The organism is Planktothrix mougeotii LEGE 06226 (genome assembly GCF_015207485.1).
GTDB lineage: Bacteria > Cyanobacteriota > Cyanobacteriia > Cyanobacteriales > Microcoleaceae > Planktothrix.
Genome location: NZ_JADEWU010000122.1, coordinates 1 through 12,234 on the forward strand (window position 1 = coordinate 1; position 12,234 = coordinate 12,234).

Here is a 12,234-nt window from a genome sequence, read left to right on the forward strand (position 1 = left end):
ATCAACACTTGGGCTGATGTTCTCAACCGCGCTAACCTGGGTATGGAAGTAATGCACGAGCGTAACGCTCACAACTTCCCCTTAGACTTAGCTTCGGGTGAATCTGCTCCCGTTGCTCTGGTTGCTCCTTCTATCAATGGTTAATTTTTAACCTGAGATAACAAAGAACGCTCTCCGAAAGGGGGGCGTTTTTTGTTGTTTATGATTTATAATCCAGGGACAATGATATTCATGTTAGAGTTAAAATAGCAGTCTTGAACTCAACATCAAGCTTATGCTCCAACAACTGCAACCCCAAAATCAAATCCCCATTGTTTATCCCGATAGTGATGGACAACCCATGTCTGACAATACACTGCAATTTCAATGGATCGTTACAATTAAAGAAAATTTAGATCTGTTATTTGCTGACAATTCTAATGTGTTTGTAGCGGGAGATTTACTCTGGTATCCCGTTGAAGGAAATAATATAATTCGTCGCGCCCCGGATACAATGGTAGTGTTTGGAAGACCCAAAGGTTATCGGGGTTCTTATCAACAATGGCAAGAAGATAATATCCCCCCCCAGGTCGTTTTTGAGATTCTTTCCCCAGGCAATAGAATTAAAGAAATGGCAGCTAAACTGCAATTTTATCAACAATATGGTGTGGAGGAATATTATCTTTATGATCCTGAAAAAGTGGATTTTGCTGGATGGCAACGCATCGAAGGACAATTAACAATTATTGATGAAATTCAAGGTTGGGTCAGTCCCCGTTTAGGAGTTCGGTTTGAAATGGCTGAGGAATTACAAATTTTTACCCCCACAGGAGAACGGTTTTTAACGTTTGTAGAATTGGGGCAACGATTACAACAAGAAAAACAACGGGCAGAACAAGCAGAAGCTCGGTTAAAAGAGTTAGAAGAACGGTTAAAACGTTTAGGAGTTGATCCGAATCTATCAGAATAGGGGGAATAGCTATTGCCCTAACCACAATGTATCTAAATAATTAATTCGGGCAGAAGGACTTAAGGCGGTTAAAACCTGTTCTCCATAACTGCGATGCAGAACTCGACTATCAAATAATGCCACAACCCCTTGACTATCACGGACAGTGGCGACGGCTCGTTGTAACTCGCTTAAAGCCGTTGGTAATAAATAGAAGCGAAACCAATCCAGATGTCGTTGTTTATAATAGGCAACTTGTCCGGCGACTAAGGGATCTTCTAAGGACGGAATGGGTAAAGTTGCGATCGCTAATAAATGAGGAGAAGGTAAACGTCCTTGATGTTGTCGCCAAAACTCCCAACCCGTTACTAAAACGCCATTTTCGGACAAATTAGTGGTTTCTACCTGTACCCGTGAGCCAAATTCTGCCGCCATTGCCGTACTAACCTGAGCTTTTAACGGCACATCTCCGATTAATAAAACACTTAAGCCAGGTACAGATAAACTCATACATAAAATTGTATAAATCTCTTTAATCAAAGCTTGTTGGTATTGGGGAGTATTTGGTAAGGGTAAACCCGATGGAATATACAGTTGAATCAGTTGACTTTGCCGATCTGGAGTAAATTTTACACTCGTAATTTCTCCTAATCCGACGGATTGACGGTAAACTGGGACGGTTTTGTCTAAATCCAAGGCTCCCCCAATTAAAACAACAGGCTGTTGGGGCCAGAGGACTCTTAACTCTGATGCCACATCTATCGGCCCACAAAACAGAGAAAATGTTCCTAATGTTCGATCGACAACAGCCCATTTTAATTGTTCTGGGAGTTTCCAACGTTGCCAAAATTGTTGCCATTGTAATAACACCGGATCGAAACTCCGATTTAAAACGGCATAGAGTTCCTCAATGATCTCTTGTTCAGGACTGTCTAATACATAGCATTGATAAGGGTTGGGGGGATGTTGGAAGAGTACCCGTGTTAGGTGTACCCGTGCATCTCGAATCGTTTCCGCTTGTTGGGGTTGCTGTTGCATCAGATGATTCCAGTCCTGGGGATGCAAACTCACGGTGAGGGTTTGGCGTGTCCAAGCTTCTAAATCATCGACCCCATCTATGACCGTCACCACCTGTTGCGGAAAGCTGTTTTTATGCTTTAAACGATCAGATAACCAAGCTTGGGGGGGGGTTAACAACACCCCTGGAAAGCCTTCATAGGGCCAAGAATCGCCCCTAACAATCGGTTTATTCGAGATTAAATCAGGATGATTTAAGGGTTGTGAGTTAATCCAGGCTGGCAAATCCAGCCGTTGCAGTTCGTCCAAAATCCTATCCGATGCAACAACAATCGTAGGTTGACGCCAAACTAACAACGGTATCCAATAACTAAACCGATAGGAGTGGTGCTCATAGTTGGGGGGTATTCCGGTTTGAATTAAGGCATTGCGGCCCAATCGCAAGGCTCTGGCCACCAAACGAGCCATCGTGAGATGATGGGGCCAAGGAACCTCTGTTTGCGACTTTAGAAAGTTTCGCAATAAGTTATGGACTTCAACTTCTATCAAACTCGTCCAGAAACACAAATAGAATGGTAATATCTATTAATTATCCCTGATTACCCCAGATAATCAAAGCTTTCGATAAACTCAACCACCTGATTAAAATCAGGAAGGGTGGTTTGACGGGAATTGAGGGTTAAATCCGCATCCATTTGACGAGTGGATAATTCATCAAAGCGTTTTCCAAAATTAATATGACTATGAACAATTAAACTATGTTGGCTGCTATTTTTTAGTAAAGTTTGGGTTGCGGCTTTAAAGAAAGGAGACGGATAATTTTTCTGAGTTTCTCGGACTAAGGCTTTAAAATCATTGGCTTTAATAATGACTTGATTCATCGCGGTTAAAATCTGGACTTTTCGATTTTTTCCTAAATTTTCTTCTTTAATTCTTCTCATTAAATTAATAATATTTTTTTGAGTTGAGGAGGCATCAGCAAAGGGAAAAATGATCATACAAGCGATGGGAAATAAATGTTCTTCCCGTTCCACGGAAAAGGTTAAGGTGGTGCGTCGATAATCCACATCAACACTAGGGGGACGATTCATCACAGGATAGACTTGAGATAATTTATGATAAATCATCATTAAACTTAAATTAGATTCAAAATCTAAAGGCGCATCAATGAAAATTTGAACCGTGGGAAGGCTTTGATGAAAAAACTTTCTCAGGGTTTCAGGATTAAACTGGATAACATGACTATGATCACCATTGGGACTTAAATCAATCCAGTCACATTTGAGATCTTCTGCTTTTAAACTAAATCGATGGACTTCATAAAGCTTGGCTCCGGTTAAGGTAGCTCCTGATAAATCCGCGCCTACCCAGTCAGATTGAATTAAATTAGCTTGGGTTAAATCCGCGTGAACAAAACTAGCTTTGACTAAATTAGTATTACTTAAATTCGCCCCACTTAAATTAGCTCCACTCAGGTTGGCTTCACTTAAATTTGCCCCCGCTAAATTTGCACCGCGTAAATCAGCCCACCGTAAATTCGCCCCACTTAAATCCGCCCCACTTAAATTAACATGGGTGAGGTTCGCTTGTCGCATTTCTGCATAACTAAAATCCGCTTTGGGTAAGTCGGCTTTTGTTAAATTAGCACCTCTTAAATCAGCCCTCCTAAAGCAAGTTCCGACCCCAAAAATAGCGCGTAAATTCGCCCCACTTAAATTTGCATGGGTAAAATCTGCTTGTTCGACCTTGGCTTCTCTTAAATCAGCCCCATTTAAGTTGGCTTGAATTAATTTAGCTTGGCTAAGTAACGCTTGAATTAATTCCCCTCGAATTAATAAACTTTCAATCAGAGAAGCTTCACTTAAATCGGCTCGAACTAAATTAGTAACATTCAACGTCGCTCGATCTAAAATGGCTTTACTTAAATTGGCATTACTGAGTCGAGCGACATTGAGATTAGCTCCTATGAGGTTACAACCACTTAAATTAGCGGCGGTTAAATTAGCAACCATAAAAGAAGCTTGGCTTAAATTCGCTTGACTAAGTTTGATGCGGCTTAAATTGGTTTCATTCAAGTTAACCCCACTAAAATTCCGCTCTCCCTCCTGGTATTGTTTAACAATTTGGTAGACTTTGACTAATTCACTTTCAATCATAATAATGATCCTCTAACCCGGATTTAATAAATGGTGATTCACTGTTGTTAATTCAACACAGATAAAAGGGAATTAAAATCCTTTGATAAAATTTAAAAAGGTTTCTACATCAAGAGGTTTGGGGTTTAAAGAGGGATTGTTCAGAGATTCTGAACTTTCCGAAGAGCCAGAATCTCTGACTAAACTTCTACCAAAATAAGAATGACTATGCAAGATTAAATGTTGATGGCTAGAACTTTTGAGAAGGGTGCGTGTGGGATAGAGAAAGAAAGGCGTTGAGAATTCAATTTTTGGATCTAATCTAATATCGCTTAAAAGGCGAATTTGTTGAGCCATTTCCACCCCCAATTGTACAATCCGATTGGATAACTGTACAGGAAGTTGGCTACAGGTTTCTGGAGTTAACTGTTTAATCGCGGCTTCAATTGCCTTTTGGGTTGCATCCGCATCCTGAAACGGCAAAATAGCCACATAAGCCAAGCTTAACAGTTGTTCATTCGATTCAATTTTGAATGAAATCACCGTTCGTCGGGAGTTAACTTCCAGGGTCGGAGGTTGATTGAATAATGAGGATTGTTGTTGAAGATAATGATAAATTTTAGCTAAAATTGTATGGTCTTCAAATCCTAATCGGGTATCAACGCTAATTTCAACCGTAGGAAAGGTAGCATTAAAAAATTTATTCGCTTCTTTAGGGCTAAAGGTTTGAATATGGCTACTATCTCCGAGGGGACTTAAATCAATCCAATCACAGGTAATTTCCTCTGCTTTTAAGTCAAAACGAGAGACTCCATAAAGTTTAGATCCCGTTAAGGAAGAACCTGTTAAATCAGCACCCGTACAATCAGCATTAATTAAATTGGCTTGGGTTAAATCGGCATGAATTAAAACCGCATTCATCAGGTTTGCCCCTGTTAAATTCGCTCCACATAAACTTGCCCCACTTAACCGAACTTGCTCTAAATTTGCCCCACTTAAATTAGCACCATTGAGATCGGCCCAGCGTAGATTTGCCCCTCGGAGATCAGCCCCACTTAAATTAGCTTTAGATAAGTTAATTTGTCTCAATTCACCATTGCTTAAATTAACACCTCTAAAATCTGCTTTAGTGGCACAAGCGCGATGTAAACTTGCCCGTTCTAAATTACAACCGATGAAAACCGCATCGGTTAAATTGGCGCCATTCAAATTGACTTGTTCGAGGTTGGCTTGTCGCAAAGTGGCTTCTCGCAAATCGGCTTCACTGAGATTTGCTCCCATCAATACAGCATGGGTAAGATCGGAGCGCATCAGTTCAGCCCGAATCAGAGAGGCATTCATCAGGGATGCTTCTCGAAGATCAGCCCGAATCAGGTTGGCAACATTGAGAATGGCATCATCCAAGGTGGCGCGATTTAAATTAGCACCACTGAGACGGGCAACATTCAGTTTTGCCTGGTTCAGATTCACTTCTGATAGATTAGCGCCACTGAGATTAGTAATACTCAAAATGGCTTGGCTCAAGTTGGCTTGGCTAAGATTAGCTCGACTGAGATTGGCTTCACAAAGCAGAATGGCTGTAAAGTCTCTTGTGCCTGATTCATATTTGAGCAGAAGTTCATCGGCATCCATGCCTTCTAACTCTCCAACTTTGTTAGGTAGATTTTATGAAATTATAACAAAATACGGTAGAATATATCTACCCATGAAAGGGTGAAAACGACTTGATAAATGTTAGTTCTAACCTGATACAATCCTTTTTATATTTAACTCAATAGTGAGGCTTTTAAGGATCGATTAAAGACCCTTTAACTTTTTTTGAAAATACGGTTTTAGGGTGAATTTTAATCGATGGGTTTAGAACAATTTTTTTGTAATAATTAAATGGAGTATTGATTGATGAATATTGGTATTGTCGGATTGGGTTTAATTGGAGGATCTCTTGGTTTAGAGTTATATACCCATCGGCAACAAACCCAAGTACAAATCTCGAATAATCCTTCTGCTTCTCCCTCTCCATCCTATCGGATTTTGGGAATTAGTCTCGAACAAAAAATTTGTGAGGTTGCTGTTAAACTTGGAGTTGTTGATGAAGCCAGTGTTGATTTGTCTTTAATGAGTCAAGCTGACATCATTTTTATTTGTACACCCATTGCTGCTATTACTCCGACAGTAGCAAAATTAATTCCCTATTTACAACCTCACGCCATTTTAACGGATGTGGGTTCTGTTAAAAAACCGATTGTCGAAAATTGTTCAGCGTTATGGCCTAATTTTGTGGGCGGACATCCAATGGCAGGGAACACGCAAACCGGAATTAATGCGGCTCAACACCATCTATTTGTCAACAAACCTTATGTGATCACACCGACCGCTAACACACCCCTCGAATCTATTAAAATTGTAGAATCAATTGTGGATTTATTGCAAGCTAAAATTTATCATTGTCAACCGGAAGAACATGATCGGGCTGTGGCGTGGATTTCCCATCTCCCTGTCATCGTTAGTGGTAGTTTAATCGCTTCCTTAAGACAGGAAGATAACCCCGATGTCGCCTTGTTAGCTCATTATTTTGCCAGTTCGGGATTTCGAGATACCAGCCGCGTTGGTGGGGGGAATCCTGAACTGGGATTAATGATGGCAAAATATAATCGGGACGCTTTATTACGTTCTCTACAATCCTATCGCCAAACCTTAGATAAAATTACCACTTATATTGAACAAGAAGACTGGCAAACCTTAGAAAAACAATTACATCAAAATCATTCTGATCGTCTAAAATTTAATCTCTAACCCGTAGTAAGCCCTTCAGGGCTTTCTAATTCCCCCCTCAAGAATGATGATTAACAATCAAATTCCATAACGTTTGGGGTAACTGCATCAAATAATCTAATAACTCCTGGGGCCCAATCCCAAACACAAGCTGTAATATTAATACAATAGCTGCGATCGCAACCGCCGTACTAATACTCGCTTTTAAAACCTGAACCGCCCAAGTAAAAACCAACCAAGCCACCAACAATGAAGCCAATAAAATAATTAATTCAATGGTCATAATTCGTAATTCGTAATTCGTAATTCGTAATTCTTAAGCAATACTACCTCGTTTCCTCGCTTCCTTATAGGAAATTCCCACATTTCTTAATCCGGCTTTAATCATTTGTTGTTCTAACATAGCAAAAAATCGCGTGCGATCGCCTCCTTTAACAACTGCTTGATTATGGGCTTCAGCTAATACCACCGGATAGCCATATCCCTTTTGAACTTGAGCGATGACCATTCCTAATGCTAACTCTAATTGTTCTGAATTTTCAACCACCCAAGCCGGAACTTCCAAACGAGCAATTTCCATCCCGACATTGACATAACAAAAATAGATTTGATGATGATCATATAAATCCAAAATTGACGAATTAGACCGCCAAAACGGACTCCGTTGACCGGGTTTCAATTGGGATTCCCATAATACCGTATCCCGCAAAGGATCACACACTTGACAAGGGGCTTTTTTCTCCGTTCCCGTTGCACTCATTCCTCCCGTCCCTGGACAATATTTTAAACAATTAGGTTCCTCAAATGGACAAGCTTGTAATCGTAAAAAAGATAAACTTTCACTACTGCGAGAGGCGCTAACATAACCCATTAACGGAATATTGGCTAACCGTAACTGTTCCCAAGATTGTAAAATAGGCTGTAAAATTAAATCTCGTGCTTCTGAAGGTAATTGTTCTAAAAACCAATAAACTAAGGAACCATCCACTAAGGCTAAAGTAGGAACATTTAACTGTTGATTGGGAGATATTTCTAATAATTGCTGTCCCGATTCTGCTAAAATGATTGCTTCGGAAACAGACCGACGATAGCCCATCCATTCTTCCGTTTTAATTCCCCATTGACGGGATAAATATAAATCTTCAGGACGATAATAAATTTCAGGAACACTATCTAAAATCGGGTGGCGACTTTGACCATAATGTAAAATTACTCGCCCCACATTAATTAAATAACAATAGGCAATTTCATGGGCACTGGGCGCGATTTGAGAACCATCCGTTGCGAATACTGTATGGGCTAAAGGAGGTTCAACAATATAGGGATAATGATTTAAAGGTTCTAAGGGAGTCGCGGGTTTAAAGATAATCCTCTGTTTAAATTCTTCATGTTTTTGCCTTAAATTCTCAGAATTTAATTTCGCTTGTTCCATCAAATTCAAAGCAATTTCAATTCGTTTTCGAGACGCTTCTGCTTCTCGATTAATATGTTGACTCATTCCTTGCATTTGTTGGGACAGTTTAGTTAGATCTAACATAGGTTTTATTTACGATGATTTCGTTGTTCAACTTAATCCTTTCGTTCTTTCACACCAGTTTAAAATTAATCGTAGGGTGCTCCATCACAGCGCACGCACCATCTTTCACACCAGTTTAAAATTAATCGTAGGGTGCTCCATCACAGCGCACGCACCATCTTTCACACCAGTTTAACAGATCAATGGATAGAATCTTATTGAAGGGCGATCGCAATTCCTATTCCCACAACAAATAAAATTACCCACACCAAACCCTCCCCATCATCCGATATAGACCGATTAACCCACCTTTCCCTTTTACACCGTAAGCAGTAGTAATGGTCGGGTTTTTGCGTGTCTCTGACCCAAGGACAATACACTTCTTCGCATTTATCAAGCATATAGTTCTCCAACATTTTAATTGTTTTAACCTGGGAAAAGATCCCCCCTAACCCCCCTTAAAAAGGGGGGAATATGATCAATTAGGAAATAGGGGTATAGGTCATTGCTGAAATTTCCAACCGTTGCAGATAACGCTCTTGGGAAATTTGATATAAACAATAATCCCGATCTTCGATTAAGCACTCTTTAACTTGATGAAAACCAACTTTTTCTAAAATGCGACGACTCGCATGATTTCGACAACGAGCAAAACCCACTAATTGAGGTTCTTTGAGTTCTAAGAAACCAATTTTTAAGGCGGTTTCCGCTAATTCTGTGCCTAAACCATGCCCCCAATAGGGTTGATCTAGGGCATAACCAATATTAACAAATGGGGAGCGATCGCTATGGTAAACCTTGACAAATCCTAATAATTCTTTTCCCTGTCGGTCTAAGGCAAAATAGTTACCAAAACCGTATTTTTCCCAATGTTGTTCCCAATGTTCTAATTCTGTGATCGCCTGATATTTTGATAATGCACCCTGCAAAACCCATTGCATATTGGCATGAGTTCCTAACATTTTAATAGCAGCATTCCAGAAGCGTTTATCACTGGGATGACCGAGGGTAAATTTCATATTGGTTACTGAATTGTTGAAAGTTAACTGATTTAGTTTTAGCAACTAATTGAATAATTTGTATCGTTTTAAATTCATATTTTTGCGATTAAATCTAATCAAATTACAAAATATAAATTAAGTAATTTTAAATCTATTAAATTCCATCAAATATCTGGAAATTCAACAAAATACCAGAAATTACAGCAAATGACAATTGGGTGAAAAGTTTGTTTTTTTTAGGATCTAATGTTATGATCAGATAAATTAAAGCCTAAGACGAATTGGCGGAGGGAAACATGAAAGAATACGCAATTTTTCTGGATGAATTGGCAACAATACTGTTTAAAGATGATGTCACCGTAAGCAAACGGGAAAAAGAATGGTTTTTTAAACTGCGCTTTCATCCCGATAATTATAATATTTGCAACAAAAGCCGTGATCCCAAAAAAGATGATTTATTAAAATTAATCAAACAACAGTTAGGGTATTGTCAGGATAATATTCAAAGACTGCAAAATGAAGTAATTGAAAATTATTTAATCAAAATCTATGAAAAAGAGTTAATTCAGGATCAGGTTAATATTGATGCTTTAATTAATCGCAAACAAGGAGAAAAAGGAATTTGGCAACAAGTTTATCATTGGTTACACGATCAAAAATTTCCTCGATGGCAATTTAATCAACGTTGGGAACAGTTGAAACAGCAGGAAACGCCCCAACCCGACTGGATTAAATTTGCACCAACTTTTCGAGGAATGTATTGGGAAGAACCCGTAAACTCGACCCCGACTATTCCTTGTAATCAACCTTTGATAATGAAGTTAAACCTAAATTATCCCCAGTCTTATTTATTATTGTTAAATCGAGGATTAAAAGCTCGGTTTCTGGTTTGTCCGTCCTTAGCTTTTGCACCCGATAATCAAATTGATCAACCTCCGATTTTATTACCACAAACAGGTTCAATAGCGGCGCAAAGAAACATTTCTATTCAATTCACTGGAGAAGGCGTTGAGGAATATTTAGGAATTGTTTCAGAAAAACCGATTGAAATTGACGGGTTAACTTGCAACCCTAAACAACAATTTCCTATTTTAGAAGATGATATCTTAAATCAGTTATGGCAACAGTTACAACAACAACAAAATTGGCGTGTTTTTTATCAATGCTTTCAGGTGGTGAAACCTCAAGCCTAATTAGAACTACAGAAACCGGGTTTCAACGTCAAGAACTGACCTCTGTAATATTTAATTTCAGATTATAATAGTGTTAATCAACAAGGAGGTTAAAATGTCAATCCCAGTTTTAAAACGACGCTTTACCGTTAAAGATTATCACAAAATGGGAGAAATAGGGGTTTTTGAAAATGATGAAAAAACGGAATTAATTAATGGAGAAATTATCAAAATGTCACCCATTGGAAAACGCCATGCGTCTTGTGTTAATCGCTGTAATCGATTATTTTATCAAACCTTGGGCGATCGCATTCTCATCAGTGTACAAAACCCCATTCAATTGAATGATTTATCCCAACCTCAACCGGATTTAGTATTACTACAACCGCGTCCAGATTTTTATGAAGAACAACATCCCCAACCGTCGGATATTTTGTTATTAATAGAGGTGGCAGATACAACCATTGAGTTTGACCAACAGGTGAAAATTCCCCTCTATTGTCAGAATTATATTCAGGAGGTTTGGTTAGTTGATTTGACTCAAAATATTGTTCGAGTATATCAAAATCCGACTGCTAACGGTTATCAATTTATTCAGTTATTTACAATGGAACAAACTTTGACTCTGGGTGCTTTTCCAGATATTACAATTAATGTTAATCAGATTTTGCGTTAAGAGGTAAGTGTTGGATATTGTCAATAATTTTGAAACGGGGAGGATATATTGTTTGTACCTAATGTTGAGTTTTCTCGTCATGCACTGGATGTGATGCAAGAACGTGCTATACCAGAAGAATGGGTTATATCGGCAATTAATGAACCGGATTTTTGTGAAGAACACTCAGATAACACAACTCATTATATTAAGTCAATTCCAGAGTTTGGAGGACGATTTTTAAGAGTTGTAGTTAATTCTACTGTCACCCCTAACCGTGTTGTTACTGTATTTTTTGATCGGAGACTGAGGAGGAACTTATGAAACTTAAAATTGACCAAGAAAGTGATGCTTTATATTTCCGCTTAGATGATTCACTTATTGTGGAGTCGGAAGAAGTAGAACCTGGGGTAATTTTAGATTTTAATGAGGAGGGTAAAGTTGTTGGGGTTGAAATTTTAAAATTAAGTACAAGAGTAACCCGTGAACATTTGAAACTCTTACAATTTGAAAATTATTAAGTGTTTTTAGGGAACCTTTCAGGAGTTTAAACAATGGCTGATGTCATTAATATTTTACGTCAGGTTCAGTTTTTAGTAAATTCTCAAGGACAGAAAGTTGCTATTCAGATGCAAATTTCTGATTGGGAGGCGTTATTAGAATGGATTGAAAATCAAGAAGATGAAAAGATTGTAAAATCAGCATTAAATTCCTTAGAAAGTGTAGGGGGAAGTCCTCAAAAAGCTGCATGGTTAGCTTGGGATGCTGTTAAGGATGAATGGGAGAAAAATAACTAACACCCCTAGAAACCGGGTTTCTCCACAGAACTTGATTTCTAATTCCAAATTTTGCTAGAAACCCGGTTTCTGATTTTGTTAAAAACCCACACCCCTAGAAACCGGGTTTCTCCACAGAACTTGATTTCTAATTCCAGATTTTGCTAGAAACCCGGTTTCTGATTTTGCTAGAAACCCACACCCCTATAGCAGTCCTAAATAGGTTGTAATATTTTATCGTAGGGGTTTGGTCTCCAAACCC

Annotated in this window: 14 protein-coding genes and 1 pseudogene; 8 read left to right on the top strand and 7 right to left on the bottom strand. The window is 38.7% G+C overall.

The features are described 5' to 3' along the window. Both IQ236_RS26485 and IQ236_RS26490 read left to right on the top strand, forming a co-directional pair. Positions 1-144 (top strand): annotated as a pseudogene (locus IQ236_RS26485) (photosystem II q(b) protein); the annotation flags it as partial. Between the two features lie 130 nt (positions 145-274). After that, positions 275-949: a Uma2 family endonuclease gene (locus tag IQ236_RS26490; RefSeq protein ID WP_193872084.1), complete on the top strand. Its 675-nt coding sequence runs from the start codon at positions 275-277 to the stop codon at positions 947-949. 9 nt (positions 950-958) lie between these two features. Here IQ236_RS26490 and IQ236_RS26495 read toward each other — a convergent pair whose 3' ends face one another. From IQ236_RS26495 to IQ236_RS26505, 3 genes are all read right to left on the bottom strand, one after another. Beyond that, entirely contained in the window at positions 959-2,413 is a 1,455-nt protein-coding gene (locus tag IQ236_RS26495) for an ATP-dependent DNA helicase (protein WP_322744379.1), read from the bottom strand. Between the two features lie 131 nt (positions 2,414-2,544). Continuing rightward, positions 2,545-4,101, bottom strand: coding sequence for a pentapeptide repeat-containing protein (locus IQ236_RS26500; protein WP_190517263.1), 1,557 nt, complete (start codon positions 4,099-4,101; stop codon positions 2,545-2,547). A 72-nt stretch (positions 4,102-4,173) separates the two neighbouring features. Continuing rightward, complete coding sequence (locus tag IQ236_RS26505; protein ID WP_193872088.1) at positions 4,174-5,712, bottom strand: pentapeptide repeat-containing protein; 1,539 nt, start codon at positions 5,710-5,712, stop codon at positions 4,174-4,176. Positions 5,713-5,979: 267 nt separating this feature from the next. On the opposite strand from IQ236_RS26505, the gene IQ236_RS26510 reads away from it, so the two are divergent. Continuing rightward, positions 5,980-6,873: a prephenate/arogenate dehydrogenase gene (locus tag IQ236_RS26510; protein WP_193872090.1), complete on the top strand. Its 894-nt coding sequence runs from the start codon at positions 5,980-5,982 to the stop codon at positions 6,871-6,873. Positions 6,874-6,910: 37 nt separating this feature from the next. On the opposite strand, the gene IQ236_RS26515 is transcribed toward IQ236_RS26510, so the two are convergent. The 4 genes from IQ236_RS26515 to IQ236_RS26530 form a co-directional block, all read right to left on the bottom strand. Next, on the bottom strand, positions 6,911-7,135 hold the full coding sequence (locus tag IQ236_RS26515) for a hypothetical protein (RefSeq protein ID WP_193872092.1): 225 nt from the start codon (positions 7,133-7,135) through the stop codon (positions 6,911-6,913). Positions 7,136-7,168: 33 nt separating this feature from the next. Then, complete coding sequence (locus IQ236_RS26520) at positions 7,169-8,389, bottom strand: DNA double-strand break repair nuclease NurA (protein ID WP_193872094.1); 1,221 nt, start codon at positions 8,387-8,389, stop codon at positions 7,169-7,171. A 194-nt stretch (positions 8,390-8,583) separates the two neighbouring features. Further along, complete coding sequence (locus IQ236_RS26525) at positions 8,584-8,769, bottom strand: hypothetical protein (protein ID WP_193872096.1); 186 nt, start codon at positions 8,767-8,769, stop codon at positions 8,584-8,586. 81 nt (positions 8,770-8,850) lie between these two features. Next, entirely contained in the window at positions 8,851-9,387 is a 537-nt protein-coding gene (locus IQ236_RS26530) for a GNAT family N-acetyltransferase (RefSeq protein WP_193872098.1), read from the bottom strand. A 278-nt stretch (positions 9,388-9,665) separates the two neighbouring features. On the opposite strand from IQ236_RS26530, the gene IQ236_RS26535 reads away from it, so the two are divergent. From IQ236_RS26535 to IQ236_RS26555, 5 genes are all read left to right on the top strand, one after another. Next, the gene (locus IQ236_RS26535) at positions 9,666-10,562 is read left to right on the top strand and encodes a hypothetical protein (protein ID WP_193872100.1); all 897 of its coding nucleotides are present in this window, start codon (positions 9,666-9,668) and stop codon (positions 10,560-10,562) included. Positions 10,563-10,656: 94 nt separating this feature from the next. After that, positions 10,657-11,217 carry a Uma2 family endonuclease gene (locus IQ236_RS26540; RefSeq protein ID WP_193872102.1) on the top strand — a complete coding sequence of 187 codons (561 nt, stop codon included), beginning with the start codon at positions 10,657-10,659 and terminating at the stop codon, positions 11,215-11,217. Between the two features lie 48 nt (positions 11,218-11,265). Continuing rightward, on the top strand, positions 11,266-11,520 hold the full coding sequence (locus IQ236_RS26545) for a DUF4258 domain-containing protein (protein ID WP_228041883.1): 255 nt from the start codon (positions 11,266-11,268) through the stop codon (positions 11,518-11,520). Then, positions 11,517-11,717 (top strand): DUF2283 domain-containing protein, encoded by a 201-nt coding sequence (locus IQ236_RS26550; RefSeq protein WP_193872104.1) that lies wholly within the window; start codon positions 11,517-11,519, stop codon positions 11,715-11,717. Before IQ236_RS26545 ends, IQ236_RS26550 begins: the two co-directional genes overlap by 4 nt. A 33-nt stretch (positions 11,718-11,750) precedes the next feature. Beyond that, the gene (locus tag IQ236_RS26555) at positions 11,751-11,993 is read left to right on the top strand and encodes a hypothetical protein (protein ID WP_193872106.1); all 243 of its coding nucleotides are present in this window, start codon (positions 11,751-11,753) and stop codon (positions 11,991-11,993) included. Positions 11,994-12,234 lie beyond the last annotated feature (241 nt).

Coding starts and splice junctions, on each gene's coding strand:
- IQ236_RS26530 (WP_193872098.1), bottom strand. CDS start 9,387: ATGAAATTTACCCTCGGTCATCCCAGTGATAAACGCTTCTGGAATGCT.
- IQ236_RS26555 (WP_193872106.1), top strand. CDS start 11,751: ATGGCTGATGTCATTAATATTTTACGTCAGGTTCAGTTTTTAGTAAAT.
- IQ236_RS26535 (WP_193872100.1), top strand. CDS start 9,666: ATGAAAGAATACGCAATTTTTCTGGATGAATTGGCAACAATACTGTTT.
- IQ236_RS26510 (WP_193872090.1), top strand. CDS start 5,980: ATGAATATTGGTATTGTCGGATTGGGTTTAATTGGAGGATCTCTTGGT.
- IQ236_RS26505 (WP_193872088.1), bottom strand. CDS start 5,712: ATGGATGCCGATGAACTTCTGCTCAAATATGAATCAGGCACAAGAGAC.
- IQ236_RS26550 (WP_193872104.1), top strand. CDS start 11,517: ATGAAACTTAAAATTGACCAAGAAAGTGATGCTTTATATTTCCGCTTA.
- IQ236_RS26500 (WP_190517263.1), bottom strand. CDS start 4,101: ATGATTGAAAGTGAATTAGTCAAAGTCTACCAAATTGTTAAACAATAC.
- IQ236_RS26515 (WP_193872092.1), bottom strand. CDS start 7,135: ATGACCATTGAATTAATTATTTTATTGGCTTCATTGTTGGTGGCTTGG.
- IQ236_RS26495 (WP_322744379.1), bottom strand. CDS start 2,413: ATGGCTCGTTTGGTGGCCAGAGCCTTGCGATTGGGCCGCAATGCCTTA.
- IQ236_RS26540 (WP_193872102.1), top strand. CDS start 10,657: ATGTCAATCCCAGTTTTAAAACGACGCTTTACCGTTAAAGATTATCAC.
- IQ236_RS26490 (WP_193872084.1), top strand. CDS start 275: ATGCTCCAACAACTGCAACCCCAAAATCAAATCCCCATTGTTTATCCC.
- IQ236_RS26525 (WP_193872096.1), bottom strand. CDS start 8,769: ATGCTTGATAAATGCGAAGAAGTGTATTGTCCTTGGGTCAGAGACACG.
- IQ236_RS26520 (WP_193872094.1), bottom strand. CDS start 8,389: ATGTTAGATCTAACTAAACTGTCCCAACAAATGCAAGGAATGAGTCAA.